16 protein-coding genes are annotated in these 16618 nt (G+C 67.2%); 8 read left to right on the forward strand and 8 right to left on the reverse strand.

Translation table 11 applies throughout. The annotated features are described in order from the left end of the window. Positions 1 to 84 precede the first annotated feature (84 nt). Positions 85 to 687 carry a hypothetical protein gene (locus tag OMW55_RS13070; RefSeq protein ID WP_264883746.1) on the forward strand — a complete coding sequence of 201 codons (603 nt, stop codon included), beginning with the start codon at positions 85 to 87 and terminating at the stop codon, positions 685 to 687. Between the two features lie 35 nt (positions 688 to 722). On the opposite strand, the gene OMW55_RS13075 is transcribed toward OMW55_RS13070, so the two are convergent. After that, on the reverse strand, positions 723 to 1859 hold the full coding sequence (locus OMW55_RS13075; RefSeq protein WP_264883748.1) for a mechanosensitive ion channel family protein: 1137 nt from the start codon (positions 1857 to 1859) through the stop codon (positions 723 to 725). Between the two features lie 11 nt (positions 1860 to 1870). Next, a complete protein-coding gene (locus OMW55_RS13080; protein WP_264883749.1) occupies positions 1871 to 3001 on the reverse strand; it encodes a DNA topoisomerase IB in 1131 nt (376 codons plus the stop codon). 36 nt (positions 3002 to 3037) lie between these two features. Here OMW55_RS13080 and OMW55_RS13085 point away from each other — a divergent pair, with 36 nt between their 5' ends. After that, complete coding sequence (locus tag OMW55_RS13085) at positions 3038 to 3562, forward strand: type 1 glutamine amidotransferase domain-containing protein (protein ID WP_264883751.1); 525 nt, start codon at positions 3038 to 3040, stop codon at positions 3560 to 3562. 24 nt (positions 3563 to 3586) lie between these two features. Beyond that, the gene (locus OMW55_RS13090; protein ID WP_264883753.1) at positions 3587 to 4006 is read left to right on the forward strand and encodes a hypothetical protein; all 420 of its coding nucleotides are present in this window, start codon (positions 3587 to 3589) and stop codon (positions 4004 to 4006) included. Here the strand turns inward: OMW55_RS13090 and OMW55_RS13095 are convergent. Next, a complete protein-coding gene (locus OMW55_RS13095) occupies positions 4003 to 4254 on the reverse strand; it encodes a hypothetical protein (RefSeq protein ID WP_264883755.1) in 252 nt (83 codons plus the stop codon). The two genes, OMW55_RS13090 and OMW55_RS13095, sit on opposite strands and share 4 nt — an antisense overlap. 351 nt (positions 4255 to 4605) lie before the next feature. Here OMW55_RS13095 and OMW55_RS13100 point away from each other — a divergent pair, with 351 nt between their 5' ends. Beyond that, the gene (locus OMW55_RS13100; protein ID WP_264883756.1) at positions 4606 to 5250 is read left to right on the forward strand and encodes a S24 family peptidase; all 645 of its coding nucleotides are present in this window, start codon (positions 4606 to 4608) and stop codon (positions 5248 to 5250) included. On the opposite strand, the gene OMW55_RS13105 is transcribed toward OMW55_RS13100, so the two are convergent. After that, on the reverse strand, positions 5251 to 5424 hold the full coding sequence (locus OMW55_RS13105; protein WP_264883758.1) for a hypothetical protein: 174 nt from the start codon (positions 5422 to 5424) through the stop codon (positions 5251 to 5253). Positions 5425 to 5519: 95 nt separating this feature from the next. On the opposite strand from OMW55_RS13105, the gene OMW55_RS13110 reads away from it, so the two are divergent. Genes OMW55_RS13110 through OMW55_RS13125 form a run of 4 tightly spaced genes read left to right on the forward strand, consistent with a single transcriptional unit; the run spans position 5520 to position 13367 of the window. Further along, positions 5520 to 5729 carry a hypothetical protein gene (locus OMW55_RS13110; protein ID WP_264883759.1) on the forward strand — a complete coding sequence of 70 codons (210 nt, stop codon included), beginning with the start codon at positions 5520 to 5522 and terminating at the stop codon, positions 5727 to 5729. Positions 5730 to 5778: 49 nt separating this feature from the next. Then, positions 5779 to 7740: an autotransporter assembly complex protein TamA gene (locus OMW55_RS13115; protein WP_264883760.1), complete on the forward strand. Its 1962-nt coding sequence runs from the start codon at positions 5779 to 5781 to the stop codon at positions 7738 to 7740. A 1-nt stretch (position 7741) separates the two neighbouring features. Next, complete coding sequence (locus tag OMW55_RS13120; protein ID WP_264883762.1) at positions 7742 to 11938, forward strand: translocation/assembly module TamB domain-containing protein; 4197 nt, start codon at positions 7742 to 7744, stop codon at positions 11936 to 11938. A 7-nt stretch (positions 11939 to 11945) separates the two neighbouring features. Further along, on the forward strand, positions 11946 to 13367 hold the full coding sequence (locus tag OMW55_RS13125) for an amino acid permease (RefSeq protein ID WP_264883764.1): 1422 nt from the start codon (positions 11946 to 11948) through the stop codon (positions 13365 to 13367). A 10-nt stretch (positions 13368 to 13377) separates the two neighbouring features. On the opposite strand, the gene OMW55_RS13130 is transcribed toward OMW55_RS13125, so the two are convergent. From OMW55_RS13130 to OMW55_RS13145, 4 genes are all read right to left on the reverse strand, one after another. Continuing rightward, on the reverse strand, positions 13378 to 14319 hold the full coding sequence (locus OMW55_RS13130) for a PilZ domain-containing protein (protein ID WP_264883766.1): 942 nt from the start codon (positions 14317 to 14319) through the stop codon (positions 13378 to 13380). Positions 14320 to 14381: 62 nt separating this feature from the next. Next, positions 14382 to 15800 (reverse strand): type I glutamate--ammonia ligase, encoded by a 1419-nt coding sequence (gene glnA, locus OMW55_RS13135; RefSeq protein ID WP_264883768.1) that lies wholly within the window; start codon positions 15798 to 15800, stop codon positions 14382 to 14384. A gap of 114 nt (positions 15801 to 15914) precedes the next feature. Beyond that, a complete protein-coding gene (locus OMW55_RS13140; protein WP_264883770.1) occupies positions 15915 to 16343 on the reverse strand; it encodes a nuclear transport factor 2 family protein in 429 nt (142 codons plus the stop codon). Positions 16344 to 16394: 51 nt separating this feature from the next. Next, entirely contained in the window at positions 16395 to 16607 is a 213-nt protein-coding gene (locus OMW55_RS13145) for a helix-turn-helix domain-containing protein (RefSeq protein WP_264883772.1), read from the reverse strand. Positions 16608 to 16618 lie beyond the last annotated feature (11 nt).

Below are 16618 nucleotides of genomic sequence, written 5' to 3' on the forward strand. Positions count from 1 at the left end.
CTCGGTGCCCACGATGCCGCTCGCCGCGCGTCAATTGACGCTGCGTCCAGCGGCGTCCACCGTGCGGCCGAACGGGGGCTAGCGATGACCAATATGGATAAGGGCTGGCGTGGCCTGGGCCGGCTCTTCTTGCTTGCTACGGCGCTCACGCCCGTGACGATCCTCCTCCATGAGTTCGGTCATTTTGCGGTGGCCGTGCAATCAGGCCGGCCGGTCCAGCTCCACCTAACTTCGGTTACGGGTGGCGCTTCTGTCACGGACCCGGCGTGGCTGCAGGCCGCTCAGGCGGGCTCCGGACCGCTAGTAACCTTGATCCTGACCGGTGTCGGCTTGGCTGAACTGAGGCGCGGAGGTCATTTGTGGGGGCTGGCGCTCGCCGGTGCAGCAGTCAGCCGCCTCTTCACTGACCTTGCCTACCTCTGCGTGCGCTTGCTCCTGTTCGCACTCGGCAAGCCGTTTGGCGGCACTCCAAGCTTCGACGAGTTCGATTTTGCGAGGATCGTCAAACTGAACGACATCCTCGTTTCGGCCATCGCGTCCTCCGTCCTAATGCTGACGATCTGGCTGATGTGGCGGTGGACCGATCGCGCGCGACGAGCGGTTCGCCTGGCGGAGGTCCTCCTGGGGGTTGGGGCCGCCTACGTTCCCATGATGCTGTTTGGATCCGTGACGATCCTCAGCGTCTGAGTGCCTCCTCGGCTCGGCACTGCGTTTCCAGCCATTCAGCCGTTCCGGTCTGCGGCGATTGCATACGGCATCACCAGCTTGCCGTCCGGCGCGGCGGTGAAGGTGGTCTGGGTCGGGTAGGCGAACTCGATGCCCTCGTCGGCGAAGCGGCGGAGAAGGTCGATCACGATTGCCTGGCGCTTGGCAAACAGAGCTTCGGCGTCGAGGCCCTCGTGCACGAAGATGAGATCGTGATCGAGGCTGGACGCGCCAAAGCCGGTCAGGACGCAGCGGATCAGGCGACAGCCGGGCTGAGCTTCCACGACGGCGCGGACAATCGTCGCCACTCCTTCCAGCTTGTCGGGCGCAGTCTGGTAGACCAAGCCGAAGCGCAGCGTCTCCTGCCGGTCGTCGCCGGCCGCGAGGTTGCGGACCTCGCGTTCCAGCAGCTTGGTATTGGCCATGATCACCTGCTCGCCCGTCAGGCTCCGGAGGCGAGTGGTCTTGAGGCCGATCCGCTCCACCGTGCCAGTGGTGGTGTCGAAGCGAATGGTGTCACCGCGGCGGAACGGGCGGTCGAACAGGATCGACAGGGCGGCGAACAGGTCGGAAAAGATGCCTTGAGCAGCGAGGCCGATGGCGATGCCGCCGATGCCCAGACCGGCGATCAGGCCGGTGACGTTGACGCCGAGGTTGTCGAGGATGACCACCAGCGCAATGCCGAACAGGGCGACGCTGACCAGGACGCGGATGACGCCGATCGCGTTGCCGATGGCCGTTTCGCCGGGCTTCTCACCGACCTGTTGGCCGATCACGCCGAGGATCAGCTCGCGACCCCAGACCGCCCCTTGCAAGGCGGCAGCGACGGTGAAGAAGATGTCGAACAGCCGCTCGATCCGGGCCGGCGGCTGGGCGTAGTTGACGACGATGTTCAGCGCTGCGGCGGCCATGAACAGCACACCCGTCTTGGCCAGCACGCGGCCAATTACCGCCTTCCAGGTCAGGCAGGTCGGATCGGAGCGGACGATCCGTTCCCCGGCATAGCGCAGAATCAGCATCAGGCCGACCAGCCCAAGCGCGACCAGGCTGCCGACTACCAGCGCGTCGAGGTTGAGCAGCAGCCAGTCGAGGAGGCGGGTGAGTTTCGTGGGCATGTTGGCGATGAGATGGCGGGGGAGGGGAGAAACGGTCAAGCCCGCTCCGTTCAGACCACCGCCAGCTTGCCCGCTTCGACCTTGTCCGCCACTGCGTCGACCTGTTCCGGTCCGACTTCGGCAGCCTGAACCGCCGCTTCGACGACCGCAGGCACGATCGGCGCTGCCGCCTTCGTCCGTCGCCGCTTGCGCTTACCCTTCAGCAGAAAGTCGAGCAGCCCGACTTCTTCGCTGGACAGGTACTTTCGGGCGCGGGGGCGCTGGAAGTCGCCGAGCGGCTGCTTCGGGTCGTCGCGCGCAGCCTCGATCAGCTTGGGGTGGACGTAGCTCTTGCGGCTGATTGCCGGCGTGTTGCCCAATGCCTCGGCCACCGGTTCCAGCACGGTTTTGAGGCTGATCTTGCGCCGATCCTCCTCCTGCGATTCCAGCATCTGTTCGAACGCGATCACGCTGGCGCCCCAAGTGCGGAAGTTCTTGGCAGTGAAATCCCCGCCGGTCGCCTCGCGGATGTAATCGTTCACGTCGGCCGAGCTGATCGGGCAGGCCTCGCCATTCTCGTCCACGTACTGGAACAGGTTTTGGCCGGGCAGCTCCTGACATTTTGATACGATCCGCTTCAGCCGGCTATCGCCGATCGGCAGTTCATGGGTGATGCCGTGCTTGCCCTTGAACTTGACCATGAGCTTGGTGCCGACCTTGCGGACGTGGCGGTTGCGCAGGGTCGTGGCACCGAAGCTCTTGTTGTCCTTGGCATATTGCTCGTTGCCCACCCGGATGAAGTTGGTGTCGAGCAGCTGCACGACGGCAGCCAGGACGGCCTCGCGGCTAGACGCTTTCTTCTTCAGGTCCGATTCGACCTTGCGGCGCAGCTTGGGCAGGGCGGCGCCGAACTCCAGCGTGCCGCTGTACTTCTTCTTATCCTGCCGGGCGCGGTAGTCGTCGTGGTATCGATACTGCTTGCGGCCCTTGGCATCGCGGCCGGTCGCCTGGATGTGGCCGTTCGGGTACGGGCAGTACCAGGCGTCGGTGTAGGCGGGCGGAAGCGCGATCTTGTTGAGGCGGTCGATCTCCTCCCGATCGGTGATGCGGTTACCGTCCGGATCGAAATAGCCCCACTTGCCCTTGATGAGCTGCCGCGTGATGCCGGGCTGATCGTCGCTGCAGTGCCGAAGCTGGGCCATTGCATGCTTGACGCGCCGTGGTGCAGGGCGGTTCCCGTGACGAAACGAATCCTCATTATGGCCAGCGATGGCTTCGAGCAGGATGAATTGTTCGTGCCACTGGAGGTTCTGCGCGGACAGGGGTGCGAAGTGGCGGTGGCGGCGCCGTCGCTTAGCCCCATTCAAGCGACGGTGCTGGACCATCCGGGGCGAACAATCCGGCCCGACCTGATGATCGGCCAAGCGCGCGCGGAAGAGTGGGATGCACTGCTGATCCCCGGCGGGCTGATCAATCCCGATCATTTGCGGACCCGGCAAGACGCGGTGGCATTGGTGCGCGCGTTTGCGGAAACGGGCAAGGTGCTGGGCGCCATCTGCCATGGGCCGTGGCTGCTGGTGGAGGCAAACCTGCTCCGCGGGCGGCGGGCAACGGGCTGGCGCTCGATCCGCACCGACCTGCGCAACGCGGGTGCCCAGGTAGTGGACGAGGCGGTGGTGAGCGATGGGACGATCGTAACAGCCGTTGGTCCACGGGATGCGGCGGCATTCGCGCTGGCGCTGCTGCAGGCAACCGACCGCTAACCATTGCCAAGCTACAGTTGGCCGATGAACGACGACGGCGAGAGCGGCACAGGATTGGTCGAGTTTGCGGTAACGGCGCTGGTCGGTTCCGCCGCAGCGTGGAGCGCGGCCCAGGTCGAGTCTGCCTGGGTGGCAGCGGCCGCCGCGCTAGCGGGCGTGCTGCTGGCCCTGGCGGGCTTCGGCTTGGCGGCACGCGGACGGCGCCGCTTCCGTTTGCCTAGCTTTGCAGTTCCGTCCTTTCCCCCCGCCGACCCGATCCGAGATCCAGGAGTAGTGGTTCCGCTGCGCCGCACGCCGCGCTTGCCTACGCCCGGCGAATTGGACCAACGTATCCGCGCGCACCTTGATGGGCGTCAGCAGACGGCGGAGGTCATCCCCTTGAAGGTGGACGCCTCCGCCGCGCTGCATGACGCGTTGATTGGGCTCAGGGACGCGCGCCGCTAGTCCTTCAGCGTCAGCGCCTCCAAGGATACCACCACCGAACCGTCTGCTCCCTCGGGCGAGAGATCTGCAACGGTGAGTTCGGCGACGAACATGCCCCGGCCTACGTCGAGTTCCGCATCCTCCAGGCCTTTGCTCCAGCGGCGGGCCAGTGCAGGTGCATCCGGCCCGAGTAGCCGAAAGCTTGCCTGGTGACGCTCACCAACGAAGGTGAGCGACTGCCAATCGACGCTGGTCCAGGAACTAAGCAATATCCTATTGCGATCGTTTCCTAACCGTTCCAATAATGAACGCATCAGTGCACCAGCCGACCTGCTGAGGAGTGAGCGGGTCATCGGGTCTGCTCCAGGAAGGCACGGACGCGCGCGACCGTGCGGCTGCGAGGTTCTCTCCCATTGCGGAGATCGAACACAAAGCGAGGGTCCTGCATTGCTTCGCGGCCGAACCGTGCGGCACTGAAGTTGTTGGATCGCAGGAAATTTTCAACATCACGCAATAGATACACAGCAGGTCCCCCCGGACGCTTACAACGACTCGGCACGTGAACAGTCACAATCGATTTCCTACTTGTCTAGGAAATTTCCTGCGGATAGAAGAAACAAATGTCGAATGAAGTGCGTGTGCAATTGGAACGTCTGTGCCTCGAGCGGGGGGAGGACTTCGCCGGCCTATCCCGCATGATCGGCAGGAATCCCGCCTATATTCAGCAGTTCATCCGTCGCGGCGTGCCCCGCCGGCTAGGGGAGGAAGAGCGGCGGCGGCTGGCAAGATATTTCTCGGTCCCGGAGGCGACGCTGGGCGGTCCGGAGGAGGAAGAGGATTTCGTCGGCATGGTCCGCGTGCCCGCGCTGCCGGTGCGCGCGTCGGCCGGACCCGGCGCTTTTGCCGACAATGAACGGCAGCGCGCCTTTTTCGCATTCGAGGAGCGGTGGCTCAAGAAACTGACCAGCGCCTCTTCGGAAGAGCTGAACCTGATTGTGGTCGAGGGCGACTCGATGGCGCCGACGCTGGCGGACGGCGATGACATCCTGGTGGACCGGAGCGACGCCAAGGCGCGCCTTCGTGACGGCATTTACGTGCTTCGGGCGGAGGAGGCGCTGCTGGTGAAGCGGCTGGCGCTGCACCCGATCACCCGCCGGGTAACAGTGCAGTCGGACAATCCGGCATACTCCGATTGGCCCGACTGCGATCCCAAGGAGATCGACGTTATCGGGCGGGTGATCTGGAGCGCCCGCCGAGTTACCTGATCAATGCCGTTGCCGGCGGTCGAACAGGTAGAAGCCGACCGCCAGGATGATCCCGGCGATCGCGCCGTAAATCAGGCCGGGACCGGTCAGACCCTTGTTCAGCCCGACCACCAGGCCGACCAGGATGGCAAGGAACAGCAGGCAGCCGCCTGCCTGGGGTGAACGACTATTCATGCTCCGCCTGTGGCAGAACTGCGGACCATGGTGAAGAGCGGCTTAAGTAAGCCCGGTAGCAGGCCTGGTAACCGGTCCCGCCCTAACGCTGGAGCATGCAGCAGCTCTTCATCGCCACCCGCACCGCCGTTGCCGACGCTCACGAATTGATCAACCGCTTCGGCGAGGATGCCGGCTTTGAGGCTGCTTTACGGGCCGAACGCAGCCGCCATGCGGACAATGTGCTCGGCTACTGCCACTGGCGCCAGATCGAACGCCTGATCGTCAGCCTGGCCGATACGGACATTTGCGGAACGGTCCACTAAGGGCGGTTCGCACTGGCAGGCGCCCACGGCACCCGGTAGAGCTTGCCGCATGGGCAGGCGGGGAGCGGATTGGGCCGTCGTGGCGGCAGGGCTGGCGGTGGCGGCGCCGGCCGCTGCCCAGACGGTTCCGCCTCCCACGGTTCCCGAACCCGCGGAGATCGACCCGAACGCGCCGCTCGCCCCGTTGCCGGACCTTGGCGTCGACTGGCCGGAGCTCCTCCCGCCGCCGCGCGGCGAAACTCCCGCAGGGGACGCCGCGGCGCCGAGCGTTTCATCAGCCGACATTGCCGCCGAGCGCCGTTATGCGCTGCTTGTAACCGGGCTCGACGGCCCCGGACAGACCGAGCTGCTGAGGCGCTTCCGCCAGAGCTCGGTGCTCGAGGCAGATCGCAAAAAGGCCGCCAACGCCGCGCAGCTTGACCGGCGGGCGCGCGCCGATGCCGACCTGCTCGAAGAACTGCTTCGCGCCGCCGGCCATTTTGATGCCGCGGTTAAGCCGTCTGTGGCCGAAGCGGGCGATACCGCGCGGATCACGCTCGCCGCGACACCCGGGCCGTTGTACCGCTTCGCCTCGGTCGACCTGCCCGGCTTGGAGCAGGCTGGCGAGGATGCGGCTTCCTTGCGGAAGGCCTTCGCCGTTCAACCCGGCGGCCCAGCGGATGCGCAGGCGGTGACCGATGCGGGGCTGGCCCTCAAGGTCGCTCTGGGACAACAGGGCTTCGCCTTGGCTGACGTCGGTAGTCAGGAGGTCGTCATCGATCATGCGGCCCGGACGGCACGGCTCACACTGCCGGTAGCCACCGGGCCTTTTCAGCGTATCGGCACCATCCGCGTTGCGGGCGAGCCGCGCTTCGGCGCCGCCCATGTCGCGACCATCGCCCGTTTCCGTGCCGGCGACCGCTATCGCCAGAGCCGTATCGACGACCTCCGCCGGGCGCTGATCGCCACCGGCCTGGTGGGCAGCGCGGACGTGCGGGTCGTGCCCGCGGCCGACCGCCGCACCGTGGACCTGGACGTCAGGCTGGAGCCGGCGCCGGCCCGGACAATCGCTGGCGAGCTCGGCTACGGCACCGGCGAGGGCGTCCGGGCGGAGGCAAATTGGCAGCACCGCAACCTCATCAACCCGGAAGGCGCGCTGACCCTTCGCGCCGTGCTCGGGACCCAGGAACAGCTCGCCGGCGCCGTGCTGCGGTTCAACAACTGGCGCGCGCGCGACCGCGTGCTGACCGTGCTCGGCAACGTCAGCCACGTCGACCGTGATGCCTACGATGCGCGGACGATCCAGGTCGGCGCGACCGTGGAGCGCCAGTCGACTTTCCTGTGGCGGAAGACCTGGACCTGGAGCCTGGGTTCCGAGCTCCTCGCCTCCGACGAGCGGGACGTCGTCGCCGCGACCGGCTTGCCGCGGCGTCGCACCTTCCTGATCGGCGCCGTCCCAGCGACACTTAACTACGACCGCAGCAACGACCTACTCGATCCGACGCGCGGGTTCCGGCTCGGCGGCCGCTTCAGCCCCGAGGTCAGCTTGCAGGGGAGCGTGTTCGGCTACGGCCGCGCGCAGTTCGACGCGAGTGCCTATCGGCCCTTCAGTGAGCGGGTGGTGGTCGCCGGCCGGGTTCGCGCCGGCACCATCCTGGGCGCGAGCCGCGATCGGATCGCGCCGTCGCGACGTTTCTTCGCCGGCGGCGGCGGGTCGGTGCGGGGCTATGGCTACCAGCGGCTCGGGCCGCGCGACGTCAACGGCGATCCAATCGGCGGTCGCAGTCTGGCCGAGTTCAGCCTCGAGACCCGCGTTCGTTTCGGCACTTTCGGCGTTGTACCATTCCTTGATGGCGGAACCCTGTCGACGGGCACCCTGCCGCGCCTTCGCCAGTGGCAGTTCGGCGCCGGGCTTGGCCTGCGTTATTATTCCAGCTTTGGTCCGATCCGGATAGATGTCGGTACGCCGCTCAATCGTCGGAGCGGCGACGGGCGGATCGCCGTCACCGTGAGCCTCGGGCAGGCCTTCTGACGTGAGTGAGGCGGTTCTCGACGCCGCGACGCCCGACGCCGGAGAGCACAAGGCCGCCATCCAAGTACGGCGCCGGTCCTGGTGGCAGCGGCTGCTAGTCGAATTTGCCGCGCTGCTGATCGTTATCGCCCTGTTGCTTGCTGTCGGCCTCGCCTTCCTCGACAGCGCGCCCGGCCACCGGTGGATTGCGGACCGTGTAGCAGGGCTGGAGACCAAGACGGGCCTGCGGGTCCGCATCGGCAGGATCGATGGATCGGTGTTCGGCGTCGCGCGGCTGCGGAATGTGGCGGTTTCAGATACGCGCGGCGTGTTCTTCACCAGCCCGGAAATCCTCGTTGAGTGGGCGCCTGGCGCCTGGCTCTACAACAGCCTGCATGTTGATCGTTTGGAGGCGAGCCGGGTGACGCTCGGTCGGCTGCCGGTGACAAGACCAGGCGGCGGCGGGCCATTGCTGCCCCGGTTCGACGTGCATGTGGGGCGCCTAAGGATCGCTCGGCTGGAGCTGCTCCGGCCCGTGACCGGCCAGCCACGCACCGGCCAGGTCGACGGCAGCGCCACGATCCGCGCCGGGCGGGCGATGGTCGCACTTGAGGCCCGGCTGAGCGGCGGCGGCGACCGGCTGGCGGTGACCCTGGATGCGGAGCCTCATCGCGACCGCTTCGACCTGGGCGTGCAGCTGGAGGCGCCCGCCGATGGCCTCGTACCCGCGCTGCTCGGCCTCAAGCGTCCGCTGGGACTGCGCATCGGCGGCGACGGCCGCTGGTCGCAATGGGCCGGCGTGGCCGAGATGGACATTGCGGGGCGCGAAGCCGCGCGGCTGAGGCTGACCGCAGCCAGCGGCCTCTACCGCTTGGCCGGGCAGCTGACCCCCGGACCCTTGCTGACCGGGCGGCTGCAGCGACTGGCGGCGCCGCGCGTCGCGGTACGCGGCGAGGGGCGGCTGGTCGAGCAGGTGCTGGACGGACGGCTGACCTTCGCTTCCGCCAGTTTGCGCGCAGTGGCGCGCGGCGCCGTTGACTTGGCCGAGGGCGAGTATCGGCAGGTCAGTGTCGGTATCGACCTGCTTCGGCCGCAGACCCTGTTCGACAACATGCGTGGCCGGGGCGTGCGCATGGTATGGACCCTAAATGGAGCCTTCCGTCGCGCAACCTATGCCTATCGCCTGACGTCGCCCGAGCTGTCGTTCGACACTACCGGCTTTGTCGACGTACGAGCGGAGGGCAGGGGGCGGCTCACCCCGTGGCCCATGCGCGTCCCGCTGCGCCTCTCGGCTCGGCGCATCATCGGCGTCGGCGAGGATGCAGGCGCGATCCTGGCGAATGCACGATTGGAGGGCATGCTGACCCTGACCCCGCACTTCGTGCGCGGCGACAAGCTTCGCCTGACAAGCGACAAACTACAAGCAGACCTGTCGGTGCTGATCGATCTCGCCACTGGCCGGTTCGACCTGCTCCTAAGCGGCGGCCTGACCCGTTACTTCATTCCGGGCCTCGGGATCGTGGACGTCACCAGCCAGTTGCACGTGGAGCCCGGACCCGGCGGCAAGGGCAGCCGCGTGGTTGGCTCCGGCGGGGCGCAGGTGCGACGGCTGGACAACGCCTTTTTTCGCAGCCTGGCCGGTGGTTTGCCGCGGATCGAGGCCCGGCTGGGGCGCGGTCCCGACCGCATCCTTCATTTCGTAGACTTGCAGCTGTTCTCGCCTGGCCTGCGGCTGAGCGGGCGCGGCTACCGACGGATAGACGGAAGCTTCGTGGTCGAGGCGAGCGGACGCCAGGAGACCTACGGGCCCGTCCGGTTGACCCTGGAAGGACCGATCGCCCGCCCTCGCGTCGAGCTGCTGCTGGCAAGGCCCAACGAGTCGCTCGGCTTGCGCGACGTGCGACTGTCGCTGGTGCCGAGCGCAGCCGGCTTCGATTACCGCGCCGCCGGTCAGTCCCGCCTCGGCCCCTTCACCACCCGCGGCGCGCTGCTGCTACCGCCGGGCGGTCGCACAACCGTCGCCATCGCGGCCCTGGATGTAGCCGGCAGCCATGCGACGGGTCAGCTGCGGGCCGATCCGGGCGGCTTTACCGGCCAGCTGACCCTCGGCGGTGGAGGACTGAGCGGCGAACTCACGTTTGCGCCGCAAGGTGACGACCAGCGCATCGAGGCGCATCTGGCCGCGAACGGCCTCCGGGCGGACGGCCCGCCCTCGCTGGCGGTTGCGGTCGGTCGGCTGGACGGCGTGATCGTGCTCGGGGACGGCCGGACGAGCGTCGGCGGGACGGTCGCCGCGCGTGGGCTGGAGACGGCCGGCGTGAGCCTCGCCCGGCTGACCGCCAGTGCGCAGCTGGTGAACGGCAGTGGCCAGGTCCGCGCGGCGCTCGCCGGCCGGCCCGGCAGCGCAGTCGAGTTCGTTACGCTGGCCGATATCACTCCCGATCGCATCGTCGCTCGCGGCAACGGGTCGATCGAGGGTCGGCCGCTGCAATTGGTCAGCCCGGCCGTGATTACCGCCGAAGCGGGTGGATGGCGGGTCGCGCCGACCGCATTGCGCTTCGCGGGGGGCACGGCAACGGTTGGCGGCCGCACTGGCGCCGATCCTCAGCTGACGGCCCAGCTCGCTGGGATGCCGCTGGGCGTGCTCGACATCATCTCACCCCAGCTGGACCTCGGCGGCTTCGCTACCGGGCAACTGACTTACGCCTGGAACCGGGGTCGCCCCACCGGCCGGGTGGACCTGCGGGTCCGCAATCTTACGCGGGCCGGCCTGGTGCTCGCCAGCAAGCCGATCGACGTGGGGCTGGCTGCCGTACTCAATGGCGATCAGGCGGGTGCGCGCGCGGTGGCGGCCAGTGATGGGCGCACCATCAGCCGGGCCCAGGCCCGCTTCGCGCCGCTCGGCGGCGGACCGGTCGTGGCCGAGCTGCTGAATGCGCCCTTGTTCGCGCAACTGCGTTACGCTGGTCCCGCCGATACGCTGTGGCGGCTGGCGGGAACCGAGCTGTTCGACCTGTCGGGCCCGGTGGCGATCGGCGCCGACATCCGCGGCCGCCTGCTCGACCCTCAGATCCGTGGCGGGCTGCGGACCACGGGTGCGCGGCTGGAAAGCGCGGTGACCGGCACCGTCATCACCGACCTGACCTCCATCGGCGCCTTCAATGGCTCCCGCTTGCTGCTTCAGCAGCTTCAGGGACGGACGCCAGGAGGTGGCAGCATTTCAGGCAGCGGCACGGTTGATCTCAGCTGGGGCAGTCCGGCACTCGACCTCCGGTTCCAGGCGGCCGCAGCGCGGCTGCTCGCCCGCGACGACATCGCTGCCGAGGTCACAGGTCCGATCACCATCCGCTCCGTAGGCAATGGCGGGACGATAAGCGGCGACCTGCGGCTCGACCGCGGCCGTTTCACGCTCGGGCGGGCCAGCGCGGCCGCCAGTGTTCCAAGGCTAGAGGTCCGCCACGTGGGCCTTGAAGACGACGAGGTGATAGAAGAAGCCGACCTCAAACCCTGGCGCCTGGACGTGGCGGTAAGGGGAGGCGAACTGGGCGTGCAGGGCCTCGGCATCGACAGCCGCTGGACCACCGATGTCAGGGTTGGAGGCACCGCCGATGCGCCACGCTTCACCGGCAGCGCCAGCCTGGTCCGGGGAGAGTATGATTTCGCTGGCCGCAGCTTCCGCCTCAGTCGCGGCATAATCCGGTTTCGAGGCGAGACCCCGCCGAACCCGCAGCTCGACATCGCGGCCGAGGCGCAGGTGCAGGGGCTGGACGCCAGCGTGCTGGTCCGCGGCACCGGGCTGAAGCCGGAGATCAGCTTCGCGTCCACGCCGCAGCTGCCGCAGGACGAACTGCTGTCCCGGCTGTTGTTCGGAACGTCCATCGCTAATCTGTCTGCACCCGAAGCGCTGCAGCTGGCCGCCGCCGTTGCTGGGCTGCGGGAGGGCCGCAGCGGCAGCCTTGATCCGATCAACGCTGTTCGCCGCGCGGCCGGGCTGGATCGCCTGCGCATCCTGCCGGCCGACATTGGCACCGGGCAGAAGACATCAATTAGCGCGGGCAAGTATCTGACTCGCAAGCTGTTCGTAGAAGTGATTACCGACGCGCAAGGGTACAGCGCTACCCGTGTCGAGTACGAGATGACCCGATGGCTTTCCCTGCTGTCCAGCATCTCGACGATCGGCCGCACCAGTGCCAACGTGCGTGTCAGCAAGGATTACTGAAGGGGGCATGGTGAGAAACTGGAACTTCCGAAAGGCCGTGGTCAGCCGAGCCGACCTGCCGGAACACCATCGGCTGGCGCAAACTCTCTCGTGGCCGCACCTCGTGGCTCTGGGAGTGGGCGCGATCGTCGGCACCGGCATCCTGACGCTGATCGGGGTCGGCGCCGGGAAAGCGGGGCCGGCCGTAATCCTGAGCTTCGCGATCGCCGGCGTGATCTGTGCATGCGCGGCCTTGGCCTATGCCGAAGTCGCGACCATGATCCCGGCGTCGGGCAGCGCCTACACCTACAGCTATGTGGTATTCGGCGAACTGCTCGCGTGGATGATCGGAGTCGCCCTGATCCTCGAGTACAGCTTGGTGGTGAGCGCGGTGGCTGTGGGCTGGTCCGGCTATGCGGCCGGCTTCCTCGAGCGCATCGGCTTCGCCTTGCCCCACGCGCTTATCCAGGGACCGGAGCTCGGCGGGATCGTCAACCTGCCGGCGATGTTCATCATTTGGGTCGTTGCCGGGCTGCTGATCGCGGGTACCCGCGAGAGCGCAACGCTGAACGCGGTTCTGGTCCTGGTGAAGCTGGCGGCGCTGGCCTTGTTCATAGCGGTAGCGCTCCCGGTGTTCGACAGCGCCAACTTCACGCCGTTCATGCCCAACGGCTTCCCGCGCAGTGGGGCCGCCGGCAGCGAAGTCGGGGTGATGGCGGCGGCGGCAATCATTTTCTTCGCCTTCTACGGCTTCGACGCGATCGCAACCGCGGCCGAAGAGGCCCGTAACCCTGGCCGCGACCTTGCCATCGGGATCGTCGGATCGATGGTGCTGTGTGTCGCTATCTACATGCTGGTGGCCGCGGCCGCGATCGGGGCGGTGCCAGTGCAGAGTTTCGCCCGCAGCGCCGAGCCACTTGCGCTAGTGCTCAGCGAGATCGGCCAGCCTTGGGCGGCGCGGCTGCTCGGCGCGTCGGCGGTGATCGCCCTGCCGACCGTCATTCTGGCCTTCTTCTACGGCCAGAGCCGGATATTCTTCACCGTTGCGCGCGACGGCCTGCTGCCGCCAGTGCTGGCCCGCGTGTCCAGCCGGGGCACGCCAGTACGCATAACCTTGTTCACCGCCGCGGTGGTCTCGGTTGTTGCCGGCATTTTCCCTCTCGACGAGATCGCCGCTCTGGCCAACGCGGGTACGTTGGCTGCCTTCATCGCCGTGTGCGCGGCCATGCTGGTGCTGCGTCGCCGAGAGCCACACGCCGAGCGTTTGTTCCGCGCGCCGCTGCCGTGGCTCGTCGGGCTGGGCGGCATCGCCGGCTGCCTCTACCTGTTCTACAGCCTGCCGCTGAAGACGCAGCTGTTCTTCCTCGTCGCGCAGGCGATCGGCGTCGCGCTCTACTGGCTTTACGGGCACGGAGCAGCGGCGCGGGCGCGGGCTGCGGGCGCGGCCTGACGCGCTCGGGTCAGCGGCGGAGTGTCTTGTTCAGTTCTTTAAGGGTCAGTCGGCCCCATTCGGCAGCCCAAGGCGAGTTGTCGGAGCCTTCGTCCCGCAGATAATCGGGCTTGGCCCAGCGGCTGGGCGCCACCTGCGGCTTGACCGCGGCAAGACGGGACAGATTGAAGGGCTGCCGGAACGCCAGGCCGTATTGGTCGCCATGGGCCCAACTGACCACCGCGAACAGGGCCTCGGCTTGGTCGATGTCAAGGTAGAGCTCGGCCCCGACGGGAAAACTGGTGCCGCTTTCCACCAGTGCTCCGGTGGACGAGATGTTGCGCAGCCGCACCGGATGACGGTCGTGCTGGAACAGCACCTCGCCGCTCCAGATCAGCGGATGGCGAGGCTCGCGGCGCCTGCTCTGCGGCGCGGACGTCAGCTCGGCCTCGAGTGCTTCCACGGTGCTTTCCGCCTGGGCGATTGTGTCCTCAACCACATCGGCGAAGCTGCGCGACAGGACTTCGCGGAGCAGCGCGGCGCGGGTGTCGTCGTCGGCCTCGATCCGGGTCTCGTGCGCGAATTCCAGTCCCATGCGGCTGCCACGGATCCAGCGGACGGCGCATTCCACCCGGCCTGACCGGTCGCTGCCGGCCAGGTCCAGGTCGACCCGGTCCCACAATTCAGGTTTGAACGCGCCGTCGATCATGGCGCCGCCGCCCGACAGGTTGACGAGCTTGACCTGGTACTTGCCTCGGCCGTGCCGCGCGGTGACCGGCGCCTCGCTGCCCAGGCGGTGGCGGTCGGCGAAACGGTGATTGGCGATGCGCGATGCTGCGCGTGGTACGGCGACCCGCTCCAGGCTCTCCTCGCCGCACTGAGGCGTGGTGGGCTGGCGGGGCGTCTTCGCCTTCAGTAGCCCAGCGTTCGCCGGGGTGGTCCCGCCTAGGACTCGTGAGCGAAAATCGTTCATTCCAGTGCCCCGCGCGCCGTGTGGGCGACCACCTTAGGCGCGCGGGGTTAACAGGGCGTTCCTTACATCGAGTAATACATGTCGAACTCGACGGGGCTCGGCGTGGTCTCCCAGCGCATCACCTCTTCCCACTTGATCTCGATGTAGGCGTCGATCTGGTCGGAAGTGAACACGTCGCCGCGCAGCAGGAAGTCGCGGTCCGCCGCCAGCGCCGACAGCGCTTCGCGCAGCGAGCCGCAGACAGTCGGCACGTTGACCAGCTCGGCGGCCGGCAGGTCATAGAGGTTCTTGTCCATCGCCTCGCCCGGATGGATGCGGTTCTGGATGCCGTCGAGGCCAGCCATCAGGATGGCGGCGTAGGCGAGGTAGGGGTTGGCCATCGCGTCCGGGAAGCGGAATTCGACCCGCTTCGACTTCTCGCCAGCGCCGTAAGGAATGCGGCAGGAGGCCGAGCGGTTGCGGCTGGAATAGGCCAGCAGCACCGGCGCTTCGAAGCCTGGCACCAGCCGCTTGTAGCTGTTGGTGGTCGGGTTGGTGAAGGCGTTCAGCGCCCGGGCGTGCTTGATCACGCCGCCGATGAAATGGAGCGCGAGGTCGCTGAGGCCCGCGTATCCGTTGCCGGCGAACAGCGGCTTGCCTCCGTTCCAGATCGAAAAGTGGGTGTGCATGCCCGAGCCGTTATCCTTGGCGATCGGCTTGGGCATGAAGGTCGCGGTCTTGCCGTAGGCGTGCGCGACCTGATGCACGACATACTTGTACACCTGCATGCGGTCGGCGGTCTCGACCAGGCTACCGTAGGTCAGTCCCAACTCATGCTGCGCGGCGGCAACCTCATGGTGGTGCTTGTCGCACGGCAGCCCCATCTCAAGCATGGTGGAGACCATCTCGGCGCGGATGTCGACGGCGCTGTCGACCGGCGCGACCGGGAAGTAGCCACCCTTGGCACGCGGTCGGTGAGCGAGGTTGCCGCCCTCATATTCCCGACCGGTGTTGGTCGGCAGCTCGATGTCGTCGAGCTTGAAGTAGCTGGTGTTGTAGCCGTCCTCGAAACGGACGTCGTCGAACATGAAGAACTCGGCTTCCGGACCGACGAAGACCGTGTCGCCGATGCCGGTCGCCTTGAGATAGGCTTCGGCGCGGGTCGCGGTGGAGCGGGGGTCGCGGGCATAGAGCTCGCCGGTGGCCGGCTCGACCACGTTGCACACCAGGATCATCATCGGCGTGGCGCTGAACGGATCGACATAGGCCGCGCCGAGGTCCGGCTTCAGGATCATGTCGCTTTCATTGATCGCCTTCCACCCGGCGATGGACGAGCCGTCGAACATGAAGCCGTCGTCCAGCATGTCCTCATCGACCGCGCCCGCGGCCATGGTGAGGTGCTGCCACTTGCCCTTGGGATCGGTGAACCGGAGGTCGATCCACTCGATCTCCTCGTCTTCCAGGCGCTTCATGATGTCGGACGCGGTCACTTTGTCGGCCATGATGATCCTCAAGCAGTCGTTGATTTCGGATGGCCGCAAGGGATTCCAGCGGCATCGCCCGAGGTCGAGTCAGCCGTGAACACTTCACGTGGATAGGCCGGCGGTTCCTGCCGGCTATTTCCAGAGCTGGAGTGCCTTGATGGCCACCGGAAAGCGCGAGTCCGGTTCGATCCTCGACAAGTGGCGATCGGCCAGTCGCCAGGAGCGGCGGAGGCGGCCCTTGCGCCAGATGTCCGTGACCCACCAGGTGCCGGACCAATCCTGTCCGTCCAGCCTAGCCTCGAGCTCCAGTTGGGTGGCGAACACTGCCGTGCCGTCGAGATCGCGCGAGTAGATGGTGCCGAAGCGGTAGGCGGAGCAGCGAAACCGGCTGGTCGCTCCGTCGAGCCAACTTCTGGAATCAAGCAACACGCTGGGCCGTGCACCGATCACCAGTCGGAAGTTGCGGGAGGTCAGACGCTTCAGCGCCTTGCCGTCCCCCTCCATCCAGGCGCGCATGAAACTGTGCTCAAGAGTCTCGATCTGCGCGGCCAAGCTGGTCATTCCGGCTGCCTAGCAAGGTCATGGAGGGGCGCAAGGGCAGAGCCACAGGGCTCAGAAGACGCGACGTTGCGCCTGCAGGAGCATGCGCAGCAGCATCGCGACCGGGCGCGGAACGCCGACCTTGCCTTCCAACCACAGCGATACGGCCGAGCGGCTGACCCCGATCGCTTCGGCCAGTTCGGCCTGCGTGCGATAACCGAGCGCCCGCATGTGGGTGCGCAGCTCGTCAGGGCTCATGGAGGCAAGGCGTGGGTCCTGGGCCATCTGGCGGGTAC

Source organism: Sphingomonas arvum, from assembly GCF_026013565.1.
Classification (GTDB): Bacteria; Pseudomonadota; Alphaproteobacteria; order Sphingomonadales; family Sphingomonadaceae; genus Sphingomicrobium; species Sphingomicrobium arvum.

Bases quoted from the DNA above. Each gene is read 5' to 3' on its own strand.
- OMW55_RS13070 (WP_264883746.1), top strand. From the start codon at position 85: ATGACCAATATGGATAAGGGCTGGCGTGGCCTGGGCCGGCTCTTCTTG.
- OMW55_RS13080 (WP_264883749.1), bottom strand. From the start codon at position 3,001: ATGGCCCAGCTTCGGCACTGCAGCGACGATCAGCCCGGCATCACGCGG.
- OMW55_RS13090 (WP_264883753.1), top strand. From the start codon at position 3,587: ATGAACGACGACGGCGAGAGCGGCACAGGATTGGTCGAGTTTGCGGTA.
- OMW55_RS13100 (WP_264883756.1), top strand. From the start codon at position 4,606: ATGTCGAATGAAGTGCGTGTGCAATTGGAACGTCTGTGCCTCGAGCGG.
- OMW55_RS13105 (WP_264883758.1), bottom strand. From the start codon at position 5,424: ATGAATAGTCGTTCACCCCAGGCAGGCGGCTGCCTGCTGTTCCTTGCC.
- OMW55_RS13110 (WP_264883759.1), top strand. From the start codon at position 5,520: ATGCAGCAGCTCTTCATCGCCACCCGCACCGCCGTTGCCGACGCTCAC.
- OMW55_RS13115 (WP_264883760.1), top strand. From the start codon at position 5,779: ATGGGCAGGCGGGGAGCGGATTGGGCCGTCGTGGCGGCAGGGCTGGCG.
- OMW55_RS13125 (WP_264883764.1), top strand. From the start codon at position 11,946: ATGGTGAGAAACTGGAACTTCCGAAAGGCCGTGGTCAGCCGAGCCGAC.
- OMW55_RS13130 (WP_264883766.1), bottom strand. From the start codon at position 14,319: ATGAACGATTTTCGCTCACGAGTCCTAGGCGGGACCACCCCGGCGAAC.
- glnA (WP_264883768.1), bottom strand. From the start codon at position 15,800: ATGGCCGACAAAGTGACCGCGTCCGACATCATGAAGCGCCTGGAAGAC.
- OMW55_RS13140 (WP_264883770.1), bottom strand. From the start codon at position 16,343: ATGACCAGCTTGGCCGCGCAGATCGAGACTCTTGAGCACAGTTTCATG.
- OMW55_RS13145 (WP_264883772.1), bottom strand. From the start codon at position 16,607: ATGGCCCAGGACCCACGCCTTGCCTCCATGAGCCCTGACGAGCTGCGC.